Consider the following 24,543-nt stretch of genomic DNA (forward strand, 5'->3'; position numbering starts at 1 on the left):
ACGCCGCCACCGCTCCCGGCTCGCGCATGTCGCGTTCCCTAGGGCTAGCAGAGGCGCGGTGCCGCTAGTGTCCTGCGCCAGGATTCGTTCAAGAATCTGTCCCCGACCAGCTCCCCGTCAACATGCAGACCGACCTCGACGCCCTGTCGGCCCGCTGCCGGAAGTACTGAGCCAGGTTTTCGGCGGTCATCGTGCGCGGGGTGGCTCTGTCCGAGATGGACAGCACATGTTCAAGGGTTTGGGAGGCAGTTGGCGCCGAGGAGCGAGTCGAACTGTTCACGGGTATTCGACAGCGCCTTTGTCAGCGGGACTGCGTTTCGGGGGCTCTTGCTGAGGGAGCTGTGGCTCCTGCGACGTCCGTTCGTCACCTGCGTCATGTCCGGAGCAGAGCAGGTTGAATGCCTGGAGGGCCGCCGAGGCGACGGCATCGCGGGCGCGTGCGGGCGGTTCGCCGGACATGATGCGTCGTCGGAGCTCGCGTAGGGCGGCGCGGTGCGTTCCGGCGATGGCGCCCGCGAGGAGCAGGGGCAACGCGTAGCCGGCATCGCCGGGTGTGTCTGCGGCGTTCGGAGGATGTTCGGTCAGCGCGGTCGCCAGAGCGGCCTCGATGCGTTCGCCGATCTCGCGTTCGCGGGCGCGTAGGGCCGGGCTGTCCTGGATGACCTGCCAGAACGGGGGCGCTCCGGGCTGGAGCCCGAGCATGGGGTGGTCCTGCCGTAGGGCGGAGAGCAGGTCGTCGCGGACGGCTTCGATGGGGCAGGTGCCCGGGGTTCGGTCGCGTACCAGGGTGGCGAGGTGGTTCTCGACCTCGTCCTGGCGGTCGAAGAACAGGTCTTCCTTGGCGGGGAAGTAGTTGAACACGGTGTTGGTGGAGACGCCCGCGTGCCGTGCCACCTCGGCGACCGTGACCTGGTCGAAGCCGTGTTCCAGGAAGAGGGGCAGAGCCGCGTCGGCGATCGCCGTGCGGGTCTGCTGTTTCTTGATCTCTCGAAGGCCCATACCCACATGATAGTGTCACCACAAATTTGGTGTGACACCATGAATTTTTGGGGGCGACGGCGTGACCATGACCTTCGGCATCTATCCCGGCGGCATCCTGGGCGACGACCAGGGCATCATCCATCCGGTCCGACCGGACGAGCCGGACCACATCAACGAGGCCCTCGATGAACTCCAGGGCAACGCGGCCACGCTGGCGGTGCGCGCCTACCGCTCGTTCGCCGCCACCGTGACACCGCCGCAGCCCGCACCCACCGATCCGCACGCCTACCTCCAGCGCGGGCGCACCCTGGACCTCGTGCTGCAGTTCCGCGAGCCGTCCGGTGTGCTGGACGGCTGGCCGGAGTTCGTCCGCCAGGCCGTCCGGGCAGGCGGACGCGAGCTGACGTCCGTCCAGATCTGCGAGGAGCCCAACCTCAACCTCCCCTCCGTCGACGGCAGCACCCCCAACGTCCTGAACGCACTCGTCCAAGGTGTCATCGCCGCCAAGCAGGAGGCCCGCTCCCTCGGCCACCGCGTGGCCGTCGGCTTCAACGCCGCGCCGACCTTCGACCCGTCCGACACCTTCTGGTCCAACCTCGGCGCCCTGGCCGACGCGCGCTTCCGGCAGAGCCTGGACTACGTCGGCCTGGACTTCTTCCCGGACGTGTTCCACCCCGTTCCCGAGAACCAACTGGCAGACGCGGTCACCGCGGTCCTCACGGCGTTCCGCCGCACCAGCCTGCCGCAGGCCGGCATCCCCGGCACCGTCCCGATCCGCATCTGCGAGAACGGCTGGCCCACCGGCCCCGGCCGCACCGAACAGCGACAGGCCGCCTCCCTCGACACCATCATCCGGACCGTCGTCGCCCACGCCCCCGACCTGAACATCGACGGCTACTCGCTCTTCGCCCTGCGGGACGCCGACAGCAACGCCGAAGGGCTCTTCCACCACTTCGGCCTGCTGCGCGACGACTACACCCCCAAGCCGGCCTTCGCGACGTACCAGCAACTCATCAAAGAACTGGACAACCCGCCGGTCACTTCAGCTCCGTGACGTCACGGCTGCCAGGAGTCGCGGTGCTGTCAATTCTGGGGTTCTGGTGAACAGTGACTGGGCCCGGCAAGCAGTAGCGGCGGCGCTGACACGGCTGCCCGACCCTGGTGCCGGCCTCGCTCTACAACGACCACTAGGTGTACTGACCACCGAGGCCCGGACTGCCCTCGGCTTCGACGGGGTCTTCACCGGGCTCTACCTGGAGCAACGCCCGCACCTCCGTATGCCCGTGTCCCTTCGAAGGGACACGGGCATACGGGCTTGTCGATCCCTGCCTAGCGCGGTCAGTTGTGGCTCGCGATCCGGGGCGCCGACGGTTCAGTTGCAGCAGTCGCAGCCCGGCCGGCACCCGCAGGAATCGGCGCTCCGGCTCGAAGTCACGGCGGTTCCGGCGGTGGGCGCGCAGCAGCCCTTGCCTTGCCAGGCGTCGCGGCCTTCCTTGACGGCGATGGCGGCGATGACGAGGGCGGCGATGGGGTCGGCCCAGGACCAGCCGAGGGTGGCGTTGAGGAGCAGGCCGACGAGAAGGACGGCGGATAGGTAGGTGCAGAGCAGGGTCTGCTTGGAGTCGGCGACGGCGCTGGCGGAGCCGAGTTCGCGGCCGGCCTTGCGCTGGGCGGTGGACAGGAACGGCATGATCGCCAGGGAGAGGGCGGCCAGAACGATGCCGGGGAGGGAGCGTTCGGCCTCACCGGTGCCGCTCAGCGCCCGGATCGAGTCGGCGGTGACGTAGGCGGCGAGTGCGAAGAACGAGACGGAGATGATCCGCAGGGTGGTCTTCTCGCGCGACTCGCGCACGGCGTGGTCGCGGGTGGAGAACTGCCAGGCGACTGCGGCGGCGGAGGAGACCTCGATGATGGAGTCGAGGCCGAAGCCCACCAGAGCGGTGGAGGAGGCGACGGTACCGGCCGTAAGAGCGACGACCGCCTCGACCGCGTTGTAGGTGATTGTGGCGGCGACCAGCAGGCGTATGCGCCTGGTGAGCGCGTCGCGGCGGGCCGGGGTCGGGCCAAGGGAGATGACGCTCATCAGCAGCACCCCTTCTCGGCGGCGTCCAAGCAGGTGCGGTCCGTCTCCACGGCGAGGACCGCGGTCCGCAGGTCGTCCAGTGCGTGGCCGAGACGGGGGTCGGCGAGTTCGTAACGGGTGCGGCGGCCGTCCGGCACGGTGACGACGAGGCCGCAGTCACGGAGGCACGCCAGGTGGTTGGACAGCCGGGTCCGGGAGACGCGGAGGGATTCGGCCAGTTCGGAGGGGTAGGCGGGGGCGGCGCGCAGGGCGAGCAGGACGCGGCAGCGGATCGGGTCGGCGAGCGCACGGCCGAACCGGGCCAGCACCTCGACCTCGGAGGCAAGGGTCAGCACGTCGATGACGATACAGGTAACTCTGAATTCAGGAAATCCTGTCTCTTTCCGATGTGTTCAGCCCGCGACGGGAGACGCCTGCCGACCTGGCGGACGACCGGGATTCAGCCGTAGCGCGCAGGGGCCGGGACCCACGAGGATGCCTGCCGTGACCATGGAGAAGGGCCTGGCTCCCATACGATCGAAGCATCGGGCAGCCCTGGTGTTCGGGGCGGGCGCGGCGATCGGGATCCTGGGCGGGATGATCGGACTCGGCGGCGCGGAGTTCCGTCTGCCGCTGCTGATAGGTCTGTTCGGGTTCGCCGCGCTCTCCGCGGTCATCCTGAACAAGGCGATGAGTCTGGTCGTCGTCCTCATCGCCCTGCCCGCCCGCCTGGCGGCGGTCTCCGCCTCCGACGTGGCCGCGCACTGGCCCGCCGCGGTCAATCTGCTCGCCGGAAGCCTGCTCGGTGCCTGGGCCGGAGCGACCTGGGCCGTACGGATGCGCAGCTCCACCCTCTACAAGGTGCTGGCCGCCCTGATGGTGCTCATGGCGGCCGCCCTGCTCGCCACGCACATCTCCACCCTGGGAACGCTCGCACTCCCGCTGTGGGCCCAGGTGCCGATCGGGGTGGTGGCCGGATTCGGCATCGGCGTGGTCGCGGCCGTCATGGGCGTTGCCGGGGGCGAGTTGCTGATCCCGACGATCGTGCTGCTGTTCGCGGTCGACATCAGGACGGCGGGCAGCCTCTCCCTGCTGGTGTCGCTGCCGACGATGCTCGTGGCCTTCGCCCGGTACAGCCGTGACGGAAGCTTCGCGGTGCTGGGCGTCAACCGTCGCTTCACGCTGGTCATGATCGCGGGCTCGATCACCGGCGCGGTGGTGGGCGGGCTGCTGCTCGGGGTGTTCCCGGACCTGGTGCTGGTCCCGGTGCTGGCGGTGATCCTGCTGGTGTCCGCGGTCAAGCTCGCCCGGCACGACTGACGCCATGAGAGCAGGGTGGGGCCGCGCCTTGGGTGCGGGCCGGTGCTTGACCTTCGAGTCGGGTCGAAGGTCTACCGTCGGCGGTGTGACGACGTACCGCATCTCGCAGTTGGCCGAGCGTTCCGGCGTGCCGGCCACGACACTGCGCTTCTACGAGGATGCCGGGCTGCTGTCCGCCGACCGCACGCCGTCCGGGTACCGGGTGTACGGCGAGGACGCGGTGGAGCGCCTGGCCTTCATCTCCTCGGCCAAGCTGCTGGGCCTGGCCCTGGAGGAGATCCGCGAGCTGCTGGACCTCCGGCAGGAGGGGGTGTGCGCCTCGGTCCGGGCGAGGATGCTGCCGCTGGTCGCCCAGCGGATCACGGCGACCGACAGCCGGATCGCCGAGCTGCGTGCGTTCTCCGCTCACTTGGTCGGTGTCCACGCCGAGTTGGCGGGCCCGACGCCCGCCGGGGCGTGCGGTCCGGACTGCGGCTGCACGACCACCGGCACGCCGGCGGCCGGACCCGTGCCGGTGACGCTGGCGCCGACCCGCCCGGACCGGGAAGGCGAGCCATGGCGGGACGTCCCGGTGGCCTGCACGCTGAGCGGCGCCGAGCTGGGGGAGCGCACCGGGCAGTGGCAACGGCTGGTCGGCCGGGCCGAGCGGCGCGGGGGGATCGCCGACGGCCTGCGCCTCTCCTTCCCCGCCGACCCTGAACTCGCCGGTGAGATCACGGCCCTTGCCGCGGCGGAACAGGGATGCTGCGCGTTCCTCGACTTCACCCTGCACCTGACCCCGACCGCTCTCCAGCTCGATGTGCGGGCCCCTGAGTCCGCCGCCGGGATGCTGGCCGACCTCTTCGGAGCAACCCCGTGACCTCCTCCGCTCCCCGGCCGTCGCGGCTCCGGGCCACGCTCGGCGCAGGCGCGGCCGTGACAGCGGCCTGCGCGGTGTGATGTGCGGGTCCGGTCCTGGCCGTCCTCGGCGGCATCGGCGTGACCTTCGCGGTCGGCGCGCTGTGGATGCCCGTCCTGGCGGCCGGTGCATCCCATCGTCCGTCGCAGCGCCGGTCGGCTTGGCGCTCGTTCGCGCTCCGGAGGGTGGCGAGGTGGCGTTCGGCGTCGAGGGCGGCCAGGCCGCCGCCGGCCGCCGCCGTGACCGCCTGCCGATGGTTGGGATCGGCCACGTCCCCGGCGGCGAACACCCCCGGTCTTGACGGTGCCGGCCAGGTCGGCGGCGGGAATGTCGTCGCTGACGAGTTCGGCGTCGAAGCGGTACGCCTGCGCCCGCAGGTCGTCGGAGAGTTCCGGGCCGGGCACCTCCGGGCCGGGCACCACCGACGGGAAAGCCGGGGAAGTCCGAGGAGCTTGATGTCGCCGGTGAGGTCGACCGACAGGATGTCGTCGTCGACCATCTCGGTGCCGAACCGCTCGGCCGGGCCCGCATGTTGGCCATCAGCTCCGGGCCGTCGATGCCGTTGGGAGAGCCGGGGAAGTTCTCGACCTCGGTCGTGGTGGTGAGCGAGCCGCCGACGAAGATGGAGCTGCCGAACAGCAGCGGCTTGAGCTGGGCACGGGCGGTTCAGAGGGCGGCGGTGTAGCCGGCGGGGCCGGAGCCGATGATGACGACCTCCCGCACCTCGGCGGCGGCATCCTGGTTCGTACTCATGTAGGTGATCAGCTCTCCGTCTGCTGCTTGGCGTCGATCTCGGCGATGAGGCCCTCGATGAGGCCCTTGATCTCGTCGCGGATGGGGCGCACGGCCTCGACGCCCTGGCCGGCGGGGTCCTCCAGCTTCCAGTCGAGGTACTTCTTGCCGGGGAAGTAGGGGCAGGCGTCGCCGCAGCCCATGGTGATCACGTAGTCGGACGCCTGGACGGCCTCGGTGGTGAGCACCTTCGGCTTCTGGTCCGAGATGTCGATGCCCAGTTCGGCCATCGCGGCCACGGCCGAGGGGTTGATCCGGTCGCCCGGGATCGAGCCGGCCGAGCGGACCTCGACGCGGTCGCCGGCGAGGTGGCGCAGGAAGCCCGCGGCCATCTGCGAGCGGCCGGCGTTGTGCACGCAGACGAACAGGACGGACGCGGCAGGGGAGGGGGTCGTCATCTCGCTCTTCCTCGGGACGGAGTTGCCGCACTGCGCGTCCGATCGGCTCGGCCGGCTCTCGGACGCGGCGCGCAGCATCGGCGGCGCGGGCCCGGTGCAGTGCTGTTCTGCGGTGGCGGGCTTGGCTCTTCCGCCGACGTCGGCTAACGTATCACCGCATGGTGATGTCAGTCGACAGTGATGCAAAAGACGCGGTGGACGTGCTCAAGGCCGTCGCCGACCCGCTGAGGATGCGGATCCTCACGCTGCTCGCCCGCGAGGCCCTGTGCACCACGCACCTGGTCGAGGAGACAGGCGCCCGGCAGACCAACCTGTCCAACCACCTCAAGATCCTGCGTGAGGCCGGACTGGTCGACACCGAGCCCTGCGGCCGCTTCACCTACTACAAGCTCCGCCCCGATGTCCTGGACAGCCTCGCAGGCTTCCTCGGCGACCTCGCCTCCGCCGCCCGTGCCACCGCGTGCGCCGACACGAAAAGGTCCTGCCCGTGACCGCCACCAAGACCGACGCCCCTCCGGACTCCCCTGGGGCCGGGCTGGTCGGCAAGCTCTCCTTCCTGGACCGGTTCCTCGCGATGTGGATCCTGATCGCCATGGGCCTGGGCATCGGCCTGGGCCGGCTGATCCCGGGCCTGAACGACGTCCTCGCGAAGGTCGAGGTCGGGGGAGTGTCCCTGCCGATCGCCGTCGGCCTGCTGATCATGATGTACCCGGTGCTCGCGAAGGTCCGCTACGACCGGCTGCACACCGTCACCGGTGACCGGAAGCTGATGGCGTCCTCGCTGGTGATCAACTGGCTGGTCGGTCCGGCGGTGATGTTCGCGTTGGCGTGGATCTTCCTGCCGGACCTCCCTGAGTACCGCACCGGTCTGATCATCGTGGGCCTGGCCCGCTGCATCGCCATGGTGATCATCTGGAACGATCTCGCCTGTGGAGACCCTGAGGCCGCCGCTGTCCTGGTCGCCCTCAACTCGGTGTTCCAGGTCGTCGCGTTCGGCCTGCTCGGCTGGTTCTACCTCGACATCCTGCCCGGCTGGCTGGGCCTTGCCCAGGACGACCTGCACTTCTCGGTCGGCAAGATCGTCGTCAACGTGCTGATCTTCCTCGGCATCCCGCTGCTGGCCGGCTTCCTCACCCGCCGCCTCGGCGAGCAGAAGATGGGGCGCGAGGCCTACGAGCGGACGTTCCTGCCGAGGATCGGCCCGTGGGCGCTGTACGGGCTGCTGTTCACGATCGTGATCCTCTTCGCCCTCCAGGGGAAGACCATCACCGACCAGCCCGGCGACGTCGCCCGCATCGCCCTGCCGCTGCTGGTCTACTTCGCCGTGATGTGGTTCGGCACCTTCGCCCTCGGCAAGGCGCTGGGTATGGCCTACGACCGCACCGCCACCCTGGCGTTCACGGCCGCGGGCAACAACTTCGAACTCGCCATCGCCGTCGCCATCGCCACCTTCGGCGTCACCTCCGGCCAGGCCCTGTCCGGCGTTGTCGGCCCCCTCATCGAGGTCCCGGTCCTCATCGGCCTCGTCTACGTCTCCCTCGCCTGGCGGCGCACGTTCACCACCCGGGTCACCCCGGCCGTGGAGACCTCCCGGTGACCCACCTCGACCGCACACACGCGGGTACCCCCGCGCCCGCTGCCGGTGCCTGCCGGCAGCAGGGCGCGGGCATACCCGCAGCACCGCGCAACGGCTGCCCGCCGGTCGCCGGGGCGGACCGGTGACCGGCCCCGAACGGCGCGTCCAGGTCCTCGTGATCGGCGGCGGCCAGGCCGGGCTCGCCGCCGGCTACTACCTGCGGCGCGCCGGGCTCGACTTCGCGATCCTGGACGCCGCCCGGACGCCGGGCGGGGCATGGCAGCACTACTGGGAGAGCCTGCGGCTGTTCTCCCCCGCCGCGTACTCCTCCCTGCCCGGGCGCCCGATGCCCCACCAGGCCGGGCAGGAACACCCGGACGCCGCGCACGTCGTCGACTACCTCACCGAGTACGAGAAGCGGTACGAGCTGCCCGTCCACCGCCCCGTCCACGTCCGCACGGTGGGGGAGGCCGGCGACGGAGGCCTGCTGGTCCGCACCGACGACGGCACCTGGCACACGCGGGCCCTGATCAGCGCCACCGGCTCCTGGCCGCGCCCGTTCGTCCCCGCCGTTCCCGGCCGGGAGACATTCACCGGCCGGCAGCTGCACGCCCGCGACTACCACCGCGCCGAGGACTTCACCGGGCAGCGGGTCGTCGTGGTGGGCGGAGGCAACTCCGGCGCCCAGATCGCCGCCGACCTCCTCGACAGCGCCGGGAGGATCAGGAGGAGCTCCTCCCGCATGACCTTGCCGACGGCCGACGACTCCGTACCGAAGCGCCCGGTCGCCGGATACCTGCGCGCAACTCCGGCCGGTAGGTTCTCCGCCTGCCACCGCTTCAGAAGCGACCGGAAGGTATCCGCAGCGGGCACCTCCACACGCCTCGGCTGCCAGGGCTCACCGTCGCCGGCGTGTTGCAGAAGAACGCACCCGTTGCAGGACAGCAAGACGACCAGGACAGTACGCCGCAGACGCGGCCGGAAGACTTCCATGACACCACAGTCGGCCCGGCAACCCGTCAGATCGCGTGGTGGTCCGCCCTGCGGGCGAAGAGTTGCACAACCGTCAACTTGCTCAGAGGTTGCGCAGATAGGTGCGATGGGGCACCTCGGGAGATGAAGAGGCGCAGGGCGTGATGATCACGGGGTTGCGACGCCCTGTGATCACCGGGAGACCTGCTTCTGTGCCGTGTCTTGGAACTCAGGCAGTGCACAAAGTCGCGGCGGGGCGCCGACCAGCGGTGAACGCGGCCGGTGGGACACCCATGAAGTGGCGGAACTCGGCCGTCATGTGGGACTGGTCGTAGTAGCCGGCCGTCGCGGCGATGTCCGCCCATCGGCCCGCATCGGCCGCGAGCACGGTGCGAACGCGGTCAATGCGTGCGAAGTGCTTGGGGGACAAGCCGGTGGCGTCGGTGAACAGGGCGTGCAGGCGGCGCTCACTGATGTGCAACCGGGCCGCGGTCGCGGTGACAGTGGTGGCGACCAGTAGACGCGCCGCCTCTTCGAGCCGCTCCGACGGCTCCGGGCGGTCGGCCAATGCTTCTTCGAGAGCGGTGACCGGGTCGGCGGCGAGCCGGCCGATGTCCAGGCCCGGTAGTTCGCCGAGCGGAAGGGCACCGTCGGCGAGACCATTCAGCGAACGTCCGAGCAGGGCCTGGGCACGCCCCGGCCGCATGCGAACCCGCACGCACGAGTGGCCGGGCGCGGCGACGTGATAGGCGGCCCGGGTGCGGGGGCCCATGACGACCAGCTCGCGCTTGTCAGTGCGCAGAAGAAGTGTGGTGGCGTGGTCGGGCACATCGACCGCCGCCGACCCGGCCGCCGTAGCGGCATCGATCCCGGCCACCCACCGCAGAAGGGTGGGCGGCACGACGAGAGAACTCACGCGGCCCACGATAGTGCTGATTTCGTCGGGTCATCCATCAACCCCGGAGAAATCAATAGTGCCGAAACTTCCTATCAGGAGCCGTGAGAGCGCTGCCATCGTCGGGACATGATCCTTGTTACCGGTGCCACCGGCACCATCGGCAGTCACGTCGTCCGCCTGCTGACCGAGCGCGGCCTACCGTTCCGGGCGATGTCCCGCCGAGAGCAGCCCAGCGGGGTGCGGGCCGACTTCGACGACCCGGCGTCGCTGGCGCGCGCAGTGGCCGACGTCGACACGGTCTTCCTCGTAACCGTGCCCCCCGCACCAACAGCGGACCATGACATCGCCCTGGTCACGGCCGCCCGGGCGGCAGGCGTCCGTAAGATCGTCAAGCTGTCCGCCATCGGCAGCGGCGAGCGGTTCGACGGGGCGACCGTCGGCGCGTGGCACCTCGCCGCGGAGGAGGCGATCGAGGCCAGCGGGCTCGTGTGGACGATGCTGCGCCCGCCGAGCTTCGCCTCGAACGTCTTGTGGCATCGGGCGCTGATCCAGGCCGGAGAGCCGATCCCGAACCTGACCGGTGACTCCCGGCAGGCCATCGTCGACCCGAGGGACGTGGCCGCGGTCGCCGTCGCCGCCATGACCGGCGATGCGCACGACGGGCAGCGGTACGACCTGACCGGGCCGGAGCTGCTGACGTTCGCGGACCAGGCGGCGATCCTGGAGGGCGTGCTGGAACGGCCGGTCAGGATCACCGACACGAACGCGCTCGACCAGTTGCCGGCCGGGATGCGCACCGGCGTCGGCTGGGCGCGAGCCGGCGGTGCGGCCTACGTCACCGACCACGTGCCGCGGGTGCTCGGCCGGCCGGCGGGCACGTTTGAGCAGTGGGCACGCGACCATCGGGAGGCATTCGAGGCGATGCCGTGACCGACCGCCGCCGACGGTCTCCAGGGCTCTGGTAGTCCAAGGGATACAGCTCGTTCTCCTTTGGTGAGCCCCTGGCCCTCCTGGTGCACACCGCGGAGCCACTGCGCTGTTCGACGAGAGCGCCATCGCGCCGGACGCCGCGATGGCGGCCGAACCGTTCGCGGATGCCGATGGAGTGGAAACCGTGGGCGCCGGTGCAGGGCGAGGCTGGTGGTGTTCTCGGGGAAGCTCGCGGACTGAACGGTCCAGATCCCGGCCCGCCCGGTCGAGGCGATGAGTGCCGAGAGGGGGGTGGAAGCGGTGCCCCGGTCGCGGGGCGGCCGGGGCACCGCACAGACGGAGCACTCCGATGCCGCCGGCGTACGCGCAGCGGTCGGAGATGCGCGACATGACCACCCGCCCCAGGGCATGGCGGTCGCGGCCGTGCCGAAGGCCTCCGCCCGCACCAGGAGGCGGGCCCTGCGGATCAGTGCCGGTCGGCGAGCAGGGCGGCCATGGCGGCAAGGACACCGGGCTCGACCCGGTAGTACACCCACGTGCCGCGCCGCTCGGACGAGAGGAGGCCGGCATCACGCAGCTTCTTCAGGTGGTGGCTCACCGTGGGCTGCGAGACCCCGACGTCCTGGATGTCGCACACGCAGGCCTCACCGTCCGGATGGGACGCGACCCGGGAGAAGAGCCGCAGTCGCACAGGGTCGGCGAGAGCCTTGAACATGGCGGCCATCGTGATCGCGTCGGCCTCGGAGAGGTCGGCGGAGGTCAGCGGTGGGCAGCACGGCACCACCTCGGCCGCTTCCGCCGGCGGCAGCGTCTTCACATTCGACATGCATCAATATTGACACTTGTTGAATCAGGAGGGAAGCGGGGCCCTTCGAGGCGGGCGGTCGGTGAGGCGAGAGTCCGATGCGCACCGCGCTCCGGCCCGGGTGGAGTTGCGCCGCCGTCCGGATGAGCTGTGGCGGCGTGCGTGCGGGGTGGACTTCGGCGGTGTCGGGGCTTCCGGCCGCCGGAGTCGACCCTTGATTTGATGAATGCCTATGTTGACGCTCATCGAAGCAAGATGCCATGCTGGCAGCACAACAGGTCATCGACAGATGTCGAAGCAAGGGAGAACTGCTGTGAATGCCTCCGCTGCCGGGTCCGAGCTGCCCGTCGTCGTCATCGGGGCCGGCCCGATCGGCCTGGCCGCCGCCGCGCACCTGATCGAGCAGGGCATCGAGCCCCTCGTCCTGGAAGCCGGGCCCTCGGCCGCGACGGCGGTACGCGAGTGGGCCCATGTGCGGCTGTTCTCCCCGTGGGCCGAGGTCGTCGACCCGGCCGCCGAGAAGCTCCTCGCCCCCACGGGCTGGGTCCGCCCCGACGGCGCCGCCTACCCGTCCGGCGGCGACTGGGCGGAGCTGCACCTCCAGCCGCTCGCCGACGTCCTCGGCGAGCGCGTGCGCTACGACTCCCGGGTGACCGGGGTGGCACGCGCCGGGCGGGACCGCATCGTCGACTCCGGCCGCGACGAGCAGCCCTTCACCGTCCACATCGAGCACGCCGACGGCCGCGAGGAGCGCGTCCTGGCCCGCGCCGTCATCGACGCCTCCGGAACCTGGTCCACCCCCAACCCGCTCGGTGCCGACGGCCTGCCCGCCCTCGGCGAGCGCGCCGCGAGCGGCCGGATCTCCTACCGCGTCCCGGACCTCAAGGACCCCGCCGTGCGCGCCCGGTACGCGGGCAGGCGCACCGCGGTCGTCGGCACCGGCGCCTCCGCGTTCACCGCCCTCGCCTACCTGGCCGACCTCGCCGAGGAGGAGGCCGGCACGCACGCCGTGTGGGTGCTGCGGCGCGGCATCACCGGCTCCACCTACGGCGGCGGCGAGGCCGACGAGCTGCCCGCCCGCGGCGCACTCGGTCTGCGGGCCAAGAAGGCCGTCGACGACGGGCACGCCTCCGCGCTCACCGGCTTCCGCACCGCAGCCGTCGAGTCGCAGGGCGAGCAGCTGGTGCTGGTCGCCGAGGACGGCCGCCACAGCGAGCCCGTCGACGAGGTGCTGGTGCTGACCGGCCTGCGCCCAGACCTGTCGTTCCTCTCCGAAGTCCGCCTCGGCCTCGACGAGCGCCTCCAGGCTCCGGCCGCCCTCGCGCCGCTGATCGACCCCAACCAGCACTCCTGCGGCACCGTCTACCCGCACGGCGCCGCCGAGCTCGCCCACCCGGAGAGCGACGTGTACCTGGTGGGCATGAAGTCCTACGGGCGGGCCCCGACGTTCCTCGCGATGACCGGTTACGAGCAGGTCCGCTCGATCGCCGCCGCCCTCGCCGGGGACCACGAGGCCGCGGCCCGCGTCGAGCTCACCCTTCCGGAGACCGGGGTGTGCGGCGGCGCCGGCCTCTTCGACCAGCCCGAGGACGAGCAGGCCGGCGGCGGCTGCTGCTCGGTCCCGGCCGCGCCCGAGGTCCTGAGCATCGGCCTCGGCGCGCCCACCCAGCCTTCGACCGGCGGCTGCTGACCGGCGCCGGTGTCCACCACCCGCCTCGACGGGCCCGCGACCGGGACCTCGGCCCCGTCGCGGCCTCGCGCCGCGCTGCCGGCGCTGTGCCTGACCCAGATCACCGGCTGGGGCATCCTCTCCTACGCCTTCCCGGTCCTGTCCTCCCGCATCACCGAGACCACCGCGTGGTCCGCCGCAGCGACCACGGCCGCCTTCTCGGCGGCCCTGCTCGTCTCCGCGCTCATGGGCATCCCCGTCGGCCGGCTCCTGGCCGGGACGGCGATGGCGGCCACCTTCTACCAGCCGGCGTTCGCCGCGCTCACCCGGTGGCACCAACCCGGCCATGTGCGGGCGTTGACCACGCTGACCCTGGCCGGCGGGCTGGCCTCGACGGTGTTCGCGCCGCTGACGCAGGCGCTGTCCCAGCATCTCGGCTGGCGTGCCACCTACCTCGTCCTGGCCCTGCTGCTGGCCGTCGTGACCGTGCCCGCCCACGCGCTCTCCCTGCGCGCGCCCTGGCCCGAGGCTTACCGGGCGCCGTCGGCCGTCCTGATCCCGGTGGCCGACCCGCGCGCGACCGCCCGACCCCCCTCGTCCCTGCTGCTGGCGGTGGCTTTCACCCTGTCGGGCTTCGCCATGTACGCGGTCGTGTTCTCGCTGATGCCGCTGCTGGTCGCACGCGACGCCACCCCAGCGGCGGCGGCCTGGGCGCTGGGGCTCGGCGGGCTCGGGCAGACCATCGGGCGCACCCTGTTCGTGTCCTTCGCCCGCCGTACCACCGCGCGCGCGTGCGCACCGTGGCGCTCGTCGCGGCGGGCGGGCTGACCACCGCTCTGTTGGCCGCGGTACCCGGTCCGCTGCCCCTGCTGGTGGCGATCGCCGTCCTGGCCGGGGCCGTCCGGGGGAACCTGACGCTGCTGCAGGCCACCGCCGTCACCGACCGCTGGGGCAGTGCCGCCTGCGGCAGGCTCAGCGGCCTGCTCGCCGCCCCCGCCACCATCGCCGGAGCCCTCGCGCCCTGGGCCGCAGCGGCGCTGGCGGGCCCGCTCGGCGGGTACCCGCAGCTGTTCGTCCTGCTCGAAGCCCTCACCGGCCTCGCCGCTCTGCTCGCCGCTCTGCTCGCCGCCCTGCCCGCCGGGCCGCACCCCTGAACGGCACGGTCTCCACGGCGCGATCGGCCGGCCGCGCCGGTCGCTGCAGGGCCTGGACGGCGTACACGCATCCGAGCGCGCTCGCGAGAGCCCCGAGCAGGAGGCGCAGCGCGCTCTTCGGCATCCGGGGATGCCGGCGTGCTCCGAGGTAGCCGCCGAGCAGGCCGCACGCCAGGCCGAGGTCCCACTGCGGTGCGATGTCGCCGGGGATTTCCCTAATAAGACCTAATAAGACCTACCGAGGCTCCATTCGGCAGACTCGGTGCCTCGGCGACGACAGCAAGGCCCAGGTGGTGGTCGGGATCGAGACCGATCGGGGCCCGTGGGTGCAGGCGCTGATCGCCGCCGGCTACACGGTGTACGCGGTCAACCCGCTGCAGGCCTCCCGATACCGGGAACGCTTGGCGGTGTCGGGGGCGAAGAGTGACGCGGCCGACGCGCACATGCTCGCCGACATGGTGCGCACCGACTCCCACCAGCTGCGCCCGGTCTCCGGGGATACCGCCGACGCTGAAGCGGTCAAGATGGTGACGCGCATCCACAAGACCCTGATCTGGGAGCGGACCCGCACCACGCAGCGGCTGCGGCACGCTCTGCTCGACTACTTCCCCGCCGCCTTGGAGGCGTTCGAGGACCTGGACGCCCCCGACGCCTTGGAGCTGCTGGCCAAGGCGCCTGATCCGGTGGCCGCAGCGAAGCTGACGACCATGCAGATCAGTGCGGCCCTCAAGCGCGCCCGTCGGCGCAACATCGCCGACAAGGCCACCAGGATCCAGGCAATACTGCGCGCCAAGCACCTGGGTCAGCCCGCCGCTGTGGCCGCGGCCTACGCCGACTCGGTGCGCGCTGTTGTCGCGCTGCTGGTCACCTTGAACGAGCAGGTCAACTTTCTGCACGGGCAGGTCGAGGACTACTTCGGCCGGCACCCCGACGCTGAGATCATCCGCTCCCAGCCCGGACTGGGACCGACGCTCAGCGCCCGGGTCCTCGCAGAATTCGGCGACGACCCGCACCGCTACGCCAGCGCCAAGGCCCGCAAGAACTAGGCCGGCACCAGCCCAATCACCCGCGCCTCCGGCAGAAAGAAGGTCGTAACCGCCCGGTACGTCCGCAACGACCGGCTCATCGACGCCCTGATCGCCCAAGCCTTCTCCGCACTTCGGATCTCCCCCGGTGCCAGGGCCTACTACGAGAAGCAACGAGCTCGCGGCATCGAATTCAACGCCGCCCTGCGCCAACTCGCCAACCGACTCGTCGGCATCCTGCACGGTTGCGTGAATACCAGCACACCATACGACGAGGCGACCGCCTGGTCCCACCAAGCCCACGCACTCGCCGCTTGACGGTGCCGCCGCGTGCTCATGGCTACAGCTCGGGCACCCGACCATCGATTGTGGGAGGCTGTCGCCCTGCCAAGTTCATTGTGCTGAGCTTCATCTCGATCCTGCGGGCCGCCGCCGTGTGGCTGCCATCCGGGGCCCGCGGTAGGTCAGTGCTTCCAGTAGTCGAGGTCGGGCAGCCGGACCCAGGTGTCGGCGGGGCCGGTGACGGCGCGGGCGCTGGTGGGTCGGAGACCCGCGAAGGCGCAGGCGTAGGCGACGGCGTGATGGCGGTAGAGATAGCTGGCCAGGACCTCCTCAGGGGTGTCGTCAGGGAGGGGGCCGCCGCCGGGGTGGAGGTCCCATGCTTCTACGGTGCTGTTGCGGACGATGCGGCCCTGGTTGCCGCTCTTAGGGTTGGCGTAGAGGCCGTAGCCGAACGTACCGATGGTCAGGCGGGCCATCGCACCCGGGGTGGACGGGGTGTAGCCCCAGGGCTGGGTGACAATGCATCCGCCAGGAACGGTTGTGACGCCGGCGATGAGCAGGCTCTCGTCCATGTCGTACTCGTACGGGTCGTCGAGGAAGTCCGCCATGGACTCCTCGTCCACCGGCGTCGCGTCCAGGCGACGGATCGCCTCGGCGGCGTCGATGCCGGCGATGCAAGCGAGGCCGGTGCCCTCGTAATGGAAACGGCCCAGGGCCTCGACGAGTTGCCGACCGCGCTGGACGGTGGCCTGCTCGGCTGCCGTCAGGCCGGGTTCTCCGTCGGGGACAGCGAACAGGTCGGGGACCGGCCCGGCCAGGGCGAGGCGGCCCGGCGACCAGCCGCCAAGCTGGGGCTGCCAGGGATCGGCACCGGCGGCCACGAGGGCCCGGGCATTGTCCGGTTGGTCCTCCATGACGGCTCCCCACAGCGCTGTCGTCCCATACTCCAGCGCGTCCACGTTCGAGACACGGCCCGCCAGTTCGGCCACCACCTCGGGAGAGCCGAACCCCGCCGCCCGGTGCAGAGGGCGCCCCCCATCCCACGCATCCGGGTCAGCGCCCGCGTTGAGCCGCGCGCGGATGTCGCCGTGGTCTCGCCAGCTTTCCCAGGTCTCACCGGCCCAGCCCGTCATCGTGCCTCTCCGTCCTCTCCGCACCAGCGCGGGCGTCAGCCCCTCCGCAGACGATCGCATGCGGGTCCGACAGCCGTCGTTCCGAAGCCGATCCGGTCCGCGTCGATCCGGTCGGCCGGGTGCCTGCTGCGACGTCAGAAGCGCCGGACAGTCGCCGTGTGGGCCCTGGTAATCCGCGTCAGCGGGGCGGCGGCCGGGCGCCAAGACGGCGAGGAACCCGGCCGAACACCGTCCGGAGTCCAGGACGACCGCCTCTCCGCCCGCCCGTATGGCCCGCTCTCAAACCGGTCGCCCCCGCTCGCCGATCACAGGGCCCGCGTACTCGCCGTTTGACTCTCCAGCTCATGGGATGTCTGTCAAGTCAGCGTGTTGAGTGGCTTTAACCACAAGTGGCTCTGGCTCAACCTCTGTCGCCTACTCACGCTGCATGACGATGTGGCGGTGTGGTCGGCGTCGAGAAGTCGTCTCATTATTCGCCTGTGGCCGGATCGTGGTGGCCGACAGGGCAAGACCGTGGACTATCCGGTGCCCCAGCTGGAGGACTGCTGGTTCCGTCGGTCGCGGGTGTCGCGGTGCTGTCGGTCGACGTGAACATCGATTCGGTGAACGTGAGGCTCAAGTCCTCCGGCGGCGGGCCACAACTGCCCGGAGTGCGAGGGCTGGTCGACCGGGGTTCCCAGCTCCTGCCTGTGGTTTCCCGTCGACGGACCAGCCGGGGACGGGTCGATGAGATCGCGTCGGCCGGTGAGAGTGCAGTCGGCGTCGGTGAGGGGGACCGCCGCCGCCGAGGGCGATGTAACGGTCAATCTTCGAGGGGGAACTTCATCCATGCGGGGAATTGTGGACAGAAGAATCGCGGCCTAGAATTCTCTCGGTTCGATCCGGAATCGATCTGACGATTTGTTTTCGTGCATCTCTCGGGAGTCTCTCCAGTGCGTAAGAGTATTTACCCGATGCTGGCTGCTGCACTTTCTCTCGCGCCGATTGCGTCTTCGACTCCCGCCCATGCTCAGACGTACCCGGCGGTCGTGGTTCTCACGTTGACCGCAGCCCACTCGGGCAAGTGTCTGGACGTGGCGGGCAAGTCTGCCGCCAATGGCGCGGACCTGGTGCAAGCGACCTGCGACGGCAGTCCGTCCCAGAAGTTCACCGCAGTCCGGACGGAGGCCTCGTACGAGCCCGTCTACCGATACGAGACGTTCAGCGGGAAGTGTCTCGACAGTGGGTCTGGAGCCGTTCAGTTCCCGTTGAAGCAGCAGACCTGCAACGGCGGCTGGAGCCAGAAGTTCCAGACCACGATTCTGCATTCCTTTGATCCGGGCGTGAGTTTTCTGACGATGGAATCGGGGAGGATTACCGACAAGTGCTGGCATGTGAAGGACGCCAGCCTCAATGACGGTGCGCCGGTCATCGTCCACAAGTGCAACTACCCCGGCTCCGGGGTACGCAACGACCTTTTCACTTTGTAGCGCGCCGATACGGCCGTGCCATCTTGTACCGAACCGACGTGAGGGCTCGGGCAGACGATCTGCCCGAGCCCTCACGTTCTCTGCCCCGCCCCTCTTGCTCGTGCTGCACTCCGGTGCCCGGAGCGCGACTCCTCCGGAGCCTTCCGGCCGCGGGCCCGGTCCCGCAAGCGGCGGACCGGCCGTTCCCGATCAACGGTCACGGCCGGTCCGCCAGCGGTCCCGGGTGGTGTGCCGGGTCAGGTGCCGATGCCGACGCTCAGGTGGAAGATCTGGGGGATGGAGGTCCCGAAGGTCAGCACGGCGGTGGAGCCGAGCAGGGCGAGTGTGCTCAGGGTGAGCGCGGCGGCCGCGGTCGCGGCGCGGCGGGTGGTGTTCACGGGGGCGGGTCCTCTCGGTGCCGTGGGTGGTCGGGTGGTCAGAGCGGGGTGATGAGGGGGCCGAGGGCGTTGATCAGGTCGATGATCGCCTGGGTCAGCGGCATGGAGTGCTCCTTCACGGTGCGGATGCGGGATCGGGTTCGGGTGTGTGGGCGTGCGCGCAGCGGCAGGGCGGCTGTGCGGCGTGCTGCTGTTCGAGGTGGCGCAGGCGGCGGGAGAGTTCCTGGACGGCGGCGATCAGGACGCCTTGGGAGTCGACGACGTCGATGGTGGTCTCGCGCCGGCCGTAGCCGAAGGCGGCCCGCCAGTCCTGGGCCATGGGGCCGATGTGCAGGGTGTCGGGGTCCCAGTCGTAGCGCCATTCGCTGACGGGCAGCTCGTCCAGGAGGGCGAGGATCTGGGCGCGGGTGAGGGGCTGGTCCCGTTCGGTCCTGGGCGGCCGGGGCCGAAGGAACGTCGAGGCCATCCCCCGGAGCAGGAGCAGGGCGGTGAAGCGCACGGCCCTTCCGCTTCGTCGCGGTTGGCGGGTCAGGAGATCGGCTTGATGGCGTGCTTCACGTCACGGTTGCTGGTGATCAGCGGCACGATGATCGGTTCGAGGGGGGTGATGATCTTCAGGACGGCATCCAGCCAGTTCACGGGAACTCCACGATGCAGAGAAGGGCCTTGGTCGCCGGTCATTCCATCAGCCCGCCCGGCCGTGCGCGGGGAAAGATCGAAACTGACCGATCCCGACGGATCGCGAGCATCCCGCGAGGCAGACGAACCGGCCCGCCACCTCATCGCTGGGGCAGGCCCCGGAATCGGCCGAAGCGGCCCTGTCATCAGACTGTGTCCATGGAGAAAACATCACGTGCTCTTAGTGAAATTTCATACGTGTGAGAATGTTTGTCCGCCCTCACGTTTCAGGCAACAACCATTCCCCTCACCTCCGAGGAGTTCTCCCGTGTCCGCACCACCGTCTCCCGCCCTCACCGGGCGCAGGCTGACCTGGCCGTGGTTCCTGGCCGTGGTCGTCGTCTACCTCGCGATCCTCCAGGGGCTCGGCGCGCTCATCGGCGTCGAGCGGGGCAGCGGCGACAGCCAGTTCCCCACCACCGAGTCCGTGGTCCGCAACGGCGTGATCCCGATCGGTCTGTCGGTGCTGTTCGGCGTGGGCGTCGTGACCTGGCTCGGCTGGTGGGGCAGCGTCCTGAACTACCGCGTGCCGGTGCGGCGCTGGGTGCGGTTCGTCCCCGTCTCGATGCTGGTGGTCGCCGTCCTGGCGGTGAACTACCCCAACCTCGCCGACCAGCCGGCCTCCCTGGTGCTCGCCCTGGTCGCGATGACCGCGCTCGTCGGCATCGGCGAGGAGCTGATGTTCCGCGGCATCGGCGTCCAGGTCTTCAAACGCGCCGGACTCAGCGAGGGCAAGGTCGCCCTGTGGTCCTCCGTGGTCTTCGGCGTCGTCCACGTCAGCAACGCCTTCGGAGAAGGCGCCCAGGCCATCCTCCAAGCCGTGATCGTCTCCACCTCCGGCTACTTCTTCTACCTGTGCCTGCGCGTCGGCGGCGTCCTGCTGCTGCCGATGCTCGTCCACGGCCTGTGGGACTTCAGCCTGGTCTCCAACTCCGTCGGCACCGACCCCAAAGCGTCCCCCGGGATGATCCTGCCGATCGTGCTCCAGATCGCCCTGATCGTCCTCGTGATCGTCAAGCGCCGCACCGTCGAACCCCCGGCCTACACCGGGGCCGGCGCCCCGTCCGCGCCGACGGCCCACCGCACCGCCGGCCACTGACACGGCCGATCCACCAGTGATGCCCCCGCCCACCCGGGCGGGGGCATCACTCGTTCGCACGGCGCCCTCCGCCACCCGTACCCCGGAGGAGAACAGCAGGTCGACGAAGGCCCCGTTGCGGTCGGCCATCTGCCCCGCCCACCCCGGCGCCGGCACACCATCGGCACCGAATCCGAGCCAGTACTTCGCCGAACAGCTCACCGGCTACCTGGCCACCCGGCACGGCTGGGTGCAGTCCTACGGCACCCGCTACGTGCGGCCCCCGGTCCTCGCCGGCGACATCTCCCGCCCGCACCCGATGACCGTCGACTGGTACCGCTACGCCCAGGACCTCACCGACCGCCCGGTCAAGGGCATGCTCACCGGCCCGGTCACCATGCTCGCCTGGTCCTTCGTCCGCGACGACCAACCGCTCGCCGACACCGCCCGCCAGGTGGCGCTGGCCCTGCGCGACGAGGTGACCGACCTGGAGGCCGCCGGCGCCGCCGTAGTCCAGGTCGACGAACCCGCGCTGCGCGAGACCCTGCCCCTGCGCACCGCCGACCGCCCGGCCTACCTGGCGTGGGCCACCGAGGCCTTCCGGCTCGCCACCTCGGGCGTGCGCGCCGACACCCAGATCCACACCCACATGTGCTACGCCGAGTTCGGCGCGATCATGACCGCGATCGACGACCTCGACGCCGACGTCATCTCCCTGGAGGCCACCCGCTCCCACATGGAGGTGGCCGGTGAACTCGCCGCCGCCGGCTACCCGCGCGAGGTCGGCCCCGGCGTCTGGGACATCCGCCCCCCGCGCGTGCCGAGCACGGAGGAGGTGGTGGAGCTGCTGCGCACCCGGCTGGCCGCGATCCCGGCACGAAAACCAGTCGAACACCCTCCCAGGCCTTCCGGTCTGGAGCCGTTGCGCGGTGACGGGGCTTCTCAACGTCACGCCCGACTCGTTCTCGGACGGGGCAGCTGGCTGGACCCCGGCCGCGCGGTGGAACACGGACTGACGAGGGCTGCCCGGGGTGCGGACATCGTGGACGTGGGAGGGGAGTCGACGCGTCCCGGCGCCCGCAGGGTGCCGGTCGAGGAGGAACTCGCCCGTGTCCTGCTCGTGGTGCGGGGCCCCGCCCGGGAGGGCGTGCTGGTGAGCATCGACACGATGCGGGCCGAGGTGGCGGAGTCGGCGGTGGACGCCGGGGCGCGGATCGTGAACGACGTCAGCGGAGGCCTGGCTGACGAACAGATGGCGAAGGCCGCCGCCCGGTCCGGGGTGCCCTTCGTCGTCATGCACTGGCGGGGGCAGTCGCACGTGATGGACGGTCTGGCCGACTACGGGGATGTCGTGGCGGAGGTGGCTGCGGAGGTCGCACGCCACATGGGCGCCGTGGTGTCGGCCGGGGTCGATCCGGCCCAGGTGATCGTCGATCCCGGTCTCGGCTTCGCGAAGGGCCGCGAGCACGACTGGGAACTGCTCGCCGCGCTGGACTCCTGGCACGCGCTGGGACGACCGCTCCTGGTGGGACCGTCCCGCAAACGCTTCCTCGGCGAACTTCTGGCCGACCCGGCCACCCGAGAGCCACGTCCGGCCCGGGAGCGGGACGACGCCACCGCGGCGGCGGCCGTCCTGGCCGCCGCCCAGGGGGCCTGGGCCGTGCGTGTCCACGAGGGACGGGCCACCGCGGACGCCGTCCGCGTCGAGGCGGCCCCGCGCGCCCGCCGGGCGCCGGCCGGTCAGTCCTCGGTGCGGCGGAGCAGGTAGGTGTCCATGATCCAGCCCTTGCGCTCGCGGGCTGCCCGGCGCCGGCGGGTGATCTCCGCGGCGGTCTCGTCGAGCGGACCAGAGACCAGGATCTCGTCCGGGGCGCCGAGGTAGGCGCCGTAGTGGATGTGCACGCCCTCGGGGTCGATCCGGTCGAAGGCGGCCTGGCCGTCGAGCATCACCACGGTGTCCTCGCTCCCAGGGCCGAAGCCGTCCTCGGCCAGGCGGCGGCCCGTGGTGATCCGCAGCGGGTGGCCCACCCGGGTGAGGGTGGTGCGGTGCTGTGCGGCGAGCACCGAGACGCTGCTGATCCCGGGCACGACCTCGTAGCGGAACGCGCCCGGGTCGGCGGTCAGGACCTCGTCGAGGACGGCGGTCACGCTGTCGTACAGGCTCGGGTCGCCCCAGACCAGGAGCGCGCCCGTGCCGTCCGGGCCGAGTTCCTCGGCGACGAGCCGACCGACCAGCTCGGCCCGACGCCGGCGCCAGTCCTCGACGGCCTCGGTGTACGCCGGGGTGCTCCGGTCGCGCTCGGCGTCCGGTACCTCGACCACGCGATGACCGGGTCGGGCGTGCTCCTCGATCATCCGCCGCCGCAGGCGCATGAGGTCCTGGCGCTGCTCGTTCTTGTCGAGGAGGAGGAAGACGTCGGTGCGGGCGAAGGCCTTGACCGCCTGCAGGGTGAGGTGGTCCGGGTCGCCCGCACCGATGCCGATGACGATGATCTGCCGCATGACCGCGATTCTGCCGGATCCCGGACCCGGCGGCCGCCGGCATCGGCCGCGACCGGACACCGCCCCGCGGGCCGCGCCACCTGCGGATTCCTCGTAGGGAGCGGGTGGGTTCCGGCGAATTCGGCGAACCGGAGGCAGTGATACGTTCGCGGATACGGGCGGGGGAGGAACGGCTGCGGATGCTGCGGGCCGCTGGAATCCCCGGCCGCCCCGGCTGCCCCGGCCGGCAGCCACCGCGCGCCCGAGAGCCGGGGGAGGGCTGGGCGGATCCCGATTGCCGAGAGGTGAGTACCACGGACAGCTTCGTGCCGGAGCAGCGGCCACCCGTCGTCCTGCGGCGCGCCCGGACGGAGGACGGCTCGTGCCGCCACCAGTTGGTGTGGGAGGCCGGCCCGGGGTGGCGGATGGTCAGCAGTGCCGTCCTGGGCGGGGGACTCGGCGAGCGCGCTTGGGTGCTGAACGCCCAGGTCAGGTCCGGCTACTCCCGCATGGACCCCGATCGGCACCTGGCGGAGCTCGCGGCGGCCGAAGGCCTGAGCGGGCCGGGCGTCGGCCTGATGACCGCCGCCGAGGTCGACGACTGCACGTGGAGCGAGGACGGTGGCGTCGTTGCCCTGGTGACGACCGGCATCGGGGTCCCGACGTGGGCCGCTGACCCCGCCGCGTCGGTGCCCGTCCTGTTCGCGCCGGGCGCGTTCGTTCCCGGAACGATCAACATCCTCGCGGTGGTGCCGGCCCCAGTGACCGACGGCGGTCTGGTCAACCTGCTCGCGACGGCCACCGAGGCCAAGGTGCAAGCCCTTTTGGAGGCCGGGTACGACTGTTCCGGGACGCCGTCCGACGCGGTGTGCGTGGCCGTCCGCACACCGGACACGCCCGCGGCGGCCGACCCGTTCGGCGGCCCGCGCTCCGTGTGGGGTTCCCGGCTGGCCCGTGCCGTGCACCGAGCCGTGCTCGACGGGGCTGAGCGCGACCGCCGGCGGCGGGACCGTGGACCTGCCGTACCCCATCAGGGGCCGAGCCCCGAGTGCTGCCGCGAGAACGTCCTGCACGTCGGCCGGTGAGCGGGGCGGGCGATGAGCCGTCCGCAGGAGCCTCAGGACGACCGGCCGGGGTGCGCGACCCAGGAGCCGTCGAAACCGTTCCTCAAGTACCCGGCGATGCCGCCGGCGGTCGGCAACCCGGACACCATCGGGAAGCGCACCGCGCTGTTCTTCCTGATGATCGCGCTCAGCGTGCTGATCGGCGTCGCCGCGGTGATCCTCGGCAAGCGCCTGGCTCCGCGTCTGAGGCACCTGGAACGCCGTCGTCGCGGCCGGCCTCGGCTACGCCGTGGTGATGGCCGTGCTCGCCCTCGTCCTGCCGGACAACGTCGTGCGCGGTCGCGTTGCGGGGCCGCTGCACCGCTCGGTGGGTTCGGTGCCAGAGGTGGGGCAGGTCGCCGGGGTCTGCGCACGCGCACCGGTCACTTGGGGGTGCCTGCTCCGCGCGCCGGGCGGCGGAGGGGTCGGGCGTTTCACGGGCGAGTGGCGCTCTGGACTTAC

The 24,543-nt window shown here is 71.0% G+C and carries 22 protein-coding genes and 9 pseudogenes; 16 read left to right on the forward strand and 15 right to left on the reverse strand.

Annotated features, from left to right (window positions below; genetic code table 11):
- Positions 1-276: 276 nt before the first annotated feature.
- On the reverse strand, positions 277-999 hold the full coding sequence (locus ABZW10_RS03870) for a TetR/AcrR family transcriptional regulator (protein WP_355359435.1): 723 nt from the start codon (positions 997-999) through the stop codon (positions 277-279).
- Positions 1,000-1,066: 67 nt separating this feature from the next.
- Between ABZW10_RS03870 and ABZW10_RS03875 the strand changes: the two genes are divergently transcribed.
- Positions 1,067-2,035: a hypothetical protein gene (locus ABZW10_RS03875; protein ID WP_355359911.1), complete on the forward strand. Its 969-nt coding sequence runs from the start codon at positions 1,067-1,069 to the stop codon at positions 2,033-2,035.
- 318 nt (positions 2,036-2,353) lie between these two features.
- Here the strand turns inward: ABZW10_RS03875 and ABZW10_RS03880 are convergent, their stop codons facing one another.
- Positions 2,354-3,064: a cation transporter gene (locus ABZW10_RS03880; protein ID WP_355359438.1), complete on the reverse strand. Its 711-nt coding sequence runs from the start codon at positions 3,062-3,064 to the stop codon at positions 2,354-2,356.
- Positions 3,064-3,399, reverse strand: a complete 336-nt coding sequence (locus ABZW10_RS03885) for a metalloregulator ArsR/SmtB family transcription factor (protein WP_355359441.1) — start codon at positions 3,397-3,399, stop codon at positions 3,064-3,066. The genes ABZW10_RS03880 and ABZW10_RS03885 overlap by 1 nt, the downstream gene beginning before the upstream one ends.
- A 154-nt stretch (positions 3,400-3,553) precedes the next feature.
- Here ABZW10_RS03885 and ABZW10_RS03890 point away from each other — a divergent pair, with 154 nt between their 5' ends.
- Positions 3,554-4,363, forward strand: a complete 810-nt coding sequence (locus ABZW10_RS03890) for a sulfite exporter TauE/SafE family protein (protein WP_355359913.1) — start codon at positions 3,554-3,556, stop codon at positions 4,361-4,363.
- A gap of 85 nt (positions 4,364-4,448) precedes the next feature.
- Entirely contained in the window at positions 4,449-5,222 is a 774-nt protein-coding gene (locus ABZW10_RS03895) for a heavy metal-responsive transcriptional regulator (protein WP_355359444.1), read from the forward strand.
- 220 nt (positions 5,223-5,442) lie between these two features.
- On the opposite strand, the pseudogene ABZW10_RS03900 reads toward ABZW10_RS03895, so the two are convergent.
- From ABZW10_RS03900 to ABZW10_RS03915, 4 genes and pseudogenes are all read right to left on the reverse strand, one after another.
- A pseudogene (locus tag ABZW10_RS03900) lies at positions 5,443-5,562 on the reverse strand (thioredoxin-disulfide reductase); the annotation flags it as partial.
- A pseudogene (locus tag ABZW10_RS03905) lies at positions 5,555-5,665 on the reverse strand (thioredoxin-disulfide reductase); the annotation flags it as partial. The pseudogenes ABZW10_RS03900 and ABZW10_RS03905, both read right to left, overlap by 8 nt.
- A 41-nt stretch (positions 5,666-5,706) precedes the next feature.
- Positions 5,707-6,014 (reverse strand): annotated as a pseudogene (locus ABZW10_RS03910) (FAD-dependent oxidoreductase); the annotation flags it as partial.
- An 8-nt stretch (positions 6,015-6,022) separates the two neighbouring features.
- Positions 6,023-6,451 (reverse strand): arsenate reductase ArsC, encoded by a 429-nt coding sequence (locus tag ABZW10_RS03915; protein WP_355359447.1) that lies wholly within the window; start codon positions 6,449-6,451, stop codon positions 6,023-6,025.
- A 158-nt stretch (positions 6,452-6,609) separates the two neighbouring features.
- Between ABZW10_RS03915 and ABZW10_RS03920 the strand changes: the two genes are divergently transcribed.
- The 3 genes from ABZW10_RS03920 (at position 6,610) to ABZW10_RS03930 (ending at position 9,147) form a co-directional block, all read left to right on the forward strand.
- Positions 6,610-6,942: a metalloregulator ArsR/SmtB family transcription factor gene (locus ABZW10_RS03920; protein WP_355359450.1), complete on the forward strand. Its 333-nt coding sequence runs from the start codon at positions 6,610-6,612 to the stop codon at positions 6,940-6,942.
- The gene (arsB, locus tag ABZW10_RS03925) at positions 6,939-8,048 is read left to right on the forward strand and encodes an ACR3 family arsenite efflux transporter (RefSeq protein ID WP_355359453.1); all 1,110 of its coding nucleotides are present in this window, start codon (positions 6,939-6,941) and stop codon (positions 8,046-8,048) included. The genes ABZW10_RS03920 and arsB overlap by 4 nt, the downstream gene beginning before the upstream one ends.
- Positions 8,049-8,169: 121 nt before the next feature.
- Positions 8,170-9,147, forward strand: a complete 978-nt coding sequence (locus ABZW10_RS03930; protein WP_355359456.1) for an NAD(P)-binding domain-containing protein — start codon at positions 8,170-8,172, stop codon at positions 9,145-9,147.
- An 81-nt stretch (positions 9,148-9,228) separates the two neighbouring features.
- On the opposite strand, the gene ABZW10_RS03935 is transcribed toward ABZW10_RS03930, so the two are convergent.
- The gene (locus ABZW10_RS03935) at positions 9,229-9,915 is read right to left on the reverse strand and encodes an AraC family transcriptional regulator (protein ID WP_355359459.1); all 687 of its coding nucleotides are present in this window, start codon (positions 9,913-9,915) and stop codon (positions 9,229-9,231) included.
- A 108-nt stretch (positions 9,916-10,023) separates the two neighbouring features.
- On the opposite strand from ABZW10_RS03935, the gene ABZW10_RS03940 reads away from it, so the two are divergent.
- A complete protein-coding gene (locus ABZW10_RS03940; RefSeq protein ID WP_355359462.1) occupies positions 10,024-10,827 on the forward strand; it encodes an NAD(P)H-binding protein in 804 nt (267 codons plus the stop codon).
- A 100-nt stretch (positions 10,828-10,927) separates the two neighbouring features.
- On the opposite strand, the pseudogene ABZW10_RS03945 reads toward ABZW10_RS03940, so the two are convergent.
- Positions 10,928-11,232, reverse strand: a pseudogene (locus ABZW10_RS03945) (N-acetyltransferase); the annotation flags it as partial.
- Between the two features lie 61 nt (positions 11,233-11,293).
- Positions 11,294-11,653, reverse strand: coding sequence for a metalloregulator ArsR/SmtB family transcription factor (locus ABZW10_RS03950; protein WP_355359465.1), 360 nt, complete (start codon positions 11,651-11,653; stop codon positions 11,294-11,296).
- Between the two features lie 268 nt (positions 11,654-11,921).
- Between ABZW10_RS03950 and ABZW10_RS03955 the strand changes: the two genes are divergently transcribed.
- Positions 11,922-13,322 (forward strand): NAD(P)-binding domain-containing protein, encoded by a 1,401-nt coding sequence (locus ABZW10_RS03955; RefSeq protein ID WP_355359468.1) that lies wholly within the window; start codon positions 11,922-11,924, stop codon positions 13,320-13,322.
- 9 nt (positions 13,323-13,331) lie between these two features.
- Positions 13,332-14,455, forward strand: a pseudogene (locus ABZW10_RS03960) (MFS transporter).
- Positions 14,456-14,498: 43 nt separating this feature from the next.
- Here the strand turns inward: ABZW10_RS03960 and ABZW10_RS03965 are convergent.
- A pseudogene (locus ABZW10_RS03965) lies at positions 14,499-14,660 on the reverse strand (sulfite exporter TauE/SafE family protein); the annotation flags it as partial.
- Between ABZW10_RS03965 and ABZW10_RS03970 the strand changes: the two are divergent.
- Complete coding sequence (locus tag ABZW10_RS03970) at positions 14,653-15,501, forward strand: transposase (protein ID WP_355359471.1); 849 nt, start codon at positions 14,653-14,655, stop codon at positions 15,499-15,501. The pseudogene ABZW10_RS03965 and the gene ABZW10_RS03970 overlap by 8 nt on opposite strands.
- 443 nt (positions 15,502-15,944) lie before the next feature.
- Here ABZW10_RS03970 and ABZW10_RS03975 read toward each other — a convergent pair whose 3' ends face one another.
- On the reverse strand, positions 15,945-16,895 hold the full coding sequence (locus tag ABZW10_RS03975; RefSeq protein WP_355359474.1) for an ankyrin repeat domain-containing protein: 951 nt from the start codon (positions 16,893-16,895) through the stop codon (positions 15,945-15,947).
- A 932-nt stretch (positions 16,896-17,827) separates the two neighbouring features.
- Between ABZW10_RS03975 and ABZW10_RS03980 the strand changes: the two genes are divergently transcribed.
- Complete coding sequence (locus ABZW10_RS03980; protein WP_355359477.1) at positions 17,828-18,364, forward strand: RICIN domain-containing protein; 537 nt, start codon at positions 17,828-17,830, stop codon at positions 18,362-18,364.
- Positions 18,365-18,600: 236 nt separating this feature from the next.
- Here the strand turns inward: ABZW10_RS03980 and ABZW10_RS03985 are convergent, their stop codons facing one another.
- Complete coding sequence (locus ABZW10_RS03985) at positions 18,601-18,741, reverse strand: hypothetical protein (RefSeq protein ID WP_355359480.1); 141 nt, start codon at positions 18,739-18,741, stop codon at positions 18,601-18,603.
- 115 nt (positions 18,742-18,856) lie between these two features.
- Positions 18,857-19,240, reverse strand: coding sequence for a tail fiber domain-containing protein (locus ABZW10_RS03990; protein WP_355359483.1), 384 nt, complete (start codon positions 19,238-19,240; stop codon positions 18,857-18,859).
- Positions 19,241-19,687: 447 nt separating this feature from the next.
- On the opposite strand from ABZW10_RS03990, the gene ABZW10_RS03995 reads away from it, so the two are divergent.
- The 3 genes and pseudogenes from ABZW10_RS03995 to folP all read left to right on the forward strand — a co-directional run bounded on the left by ABZW10_RS03995 (position 19,688) and on the right by folP (position 22,265).
- Positions 19,688-20,518 carry a type II CAAX endopeptidase family protein gene (locus tag ABZW10_RS03995; RefSeq protein ID WP_355359486.1) on the forward strand — a complete coding sequence of 277 codons (831 nt, stop codon included), beginning with the start codon at positions 19,688-19,690 and terminating at the stop codon, positions 20,516-20,518.
- Positions 20,519-20,696: 178 nt separating this feature from the next.
- Positions 20,697-21,380: pseudogene (locus tag ABZW10_RS04000) on the forward strand (5-methyltetrahydropteroyltriglutamate--homocysteine S-methyltransferase); the annotation flags it as partial.
- 46 nt (positions 21,381-21,426) lie between these two features.
- Positions 21,427-22,265 (forward strand): annotated as a pseudogene (folP, locus tag ABZW10_RS04005) (dihydropteroate synthase).
- On the opposite strand, the gene cobF reads toward folP, so the two are convergent.
- Positions 22,238-22,999 (reverse strand): precorrin-6A synthase (deacetylating), encoded by a 762-nt coding sequence (gene cobF / locus ABZW10_RS04010; RefSeq protein ID WP_355359489.1) that lies wholly within the window; start codon positions 22,997-22,999, stop codon positions 22,238-22,240. The pseudogene folP and the gene cobF sit on opposite strands and share 28 nt — an antisense overlap.
- A gap of 284 nt (positions 23,000-23,283) precedes the next feature.
- Here cobF and ABZW10_RS04015 point away from each other — a divergent pair, with 284 nt between their 5' ends.
- Both ABZW10_RS04015 and ABZW10_RS04020 read left to right on the forward strand, forming a co-directional pair.
- Positions 23,284-24,063, forward strand: a complete 780-nt coding sequence (locus tag ABZW10_RS04015) for an adenosylcobinamide amidohydrolase (protein WP_355359492.1) — start codon at positions 23,284-23,286, stop codon at positions 24,061-24,063.
- Positions 24,064-24,138: 75 nt separating this feature from the next.
- Positions 24,139-24,364, forward strand: a pseudogene (locus tag ABZW10_RS04020) (CbtA family protein); the annotation flags it as partial.
- Positions 24,365-24,543: the final 179 nt, after the last annotated feature.

Source organism: Kitasatospora sp. NPDC004723, from assembly GCF_040609255.1.
GTDB lineage: Bacteria > Actinomycetota > Actinomycetes > Streptomycetales > Streptomycetaceae > Kitasatospora.

Excerpts from the sequence above, each read along its gene's own strand:
- ABZW10_RS03940 (WP_355359462.1), top strand. The coding sequence starts at position 10,024 with ATGATCCTTGTTACCGGTGCCACCGGCACCATCGGCAGTCACGTCGTC.
- ABZW10_RS03970 (WP_355359471.1), top strand. The coding sequence starts at position 14,653 with ATGTCGCCGGGGATTTCCCTAATAAGACCTAATAAGACCTACCGAGGC.
- ABZW10_RS03875 (WP_355359911.1), top strand. The coding sequence starts at position 1,067 with ATGACCTTCGGCATCTATCCCGGCGGCATCCTGGGCGACGACCAGGGC.
- ABZW10_RS03920 (WP_355359450.1), top strand. The coding sequence starts at position 6,610 with ATGGTGATGTCAGTCGACAGTGATGCAAAAGACGCGGTGGACGTGCTC.
- ABZW10_RS03955 (WP_355359468.1), top strand. The coding sequence starts at position 11,922 with ATGTCGAAGCAAGGGAGAACTGCTGTGAATGCCTCCGCTGCCGGGTCC.
- ABZW10_RS03890 (WP_355359913.1), top strand. The coding sequence starts at position 3,554 with ATGGAGAAGGGCCTGGCTCCCATACGATCGAAGCATCGGGCAGCCCTG.
- ABZW10_RS03950 (WP_355359465.1), bottom strand. The coding sequence starts at position 11,653 with ATGTCGAATGTGAAGACGCTGCCGCCGGCGGAAGCGGCCGAGGTGGTG.
- ABZW10_RS03870 (WP_355359435.1), bottom strand. The coding sequence starts at position 999 with ATGGGCCTTCGAGAGATCAAGAAACAGCAGACCCGCACGGCGATCGCC.
- cobF (WP_355359489.1), bottom strand. The coding sequence starts at position 22,999 with ATGCGGCAGATCATCGTCATCGGCATCGGTGCGGGCGACCCGGACCAC.
- ABZW10_RS03915 (WP_355359447.1), bottom strand. The coding sequence starts at position 6,451 with ATGACGACCCCCTCCCCTGCCGCGTCCGTCCTGTTCGTCTGCGTGCAC.
- ABZW10_RS03975 (WP_355359474.1), bottom strand. The coding sequence starts at position 16,895 with ATGACGGGCTGGGCCGGTGAGACCTGGGAAAGCTGGCGAGACCACGGC.
- ABZW10_RS03880 (WP_355359438.1), bottom strand. The coding sequence starts at position 3,064 with ATGAGCGTCATCTCCCTTGGCCCGACCCCGGCCCGCCGCGACGCGCTC.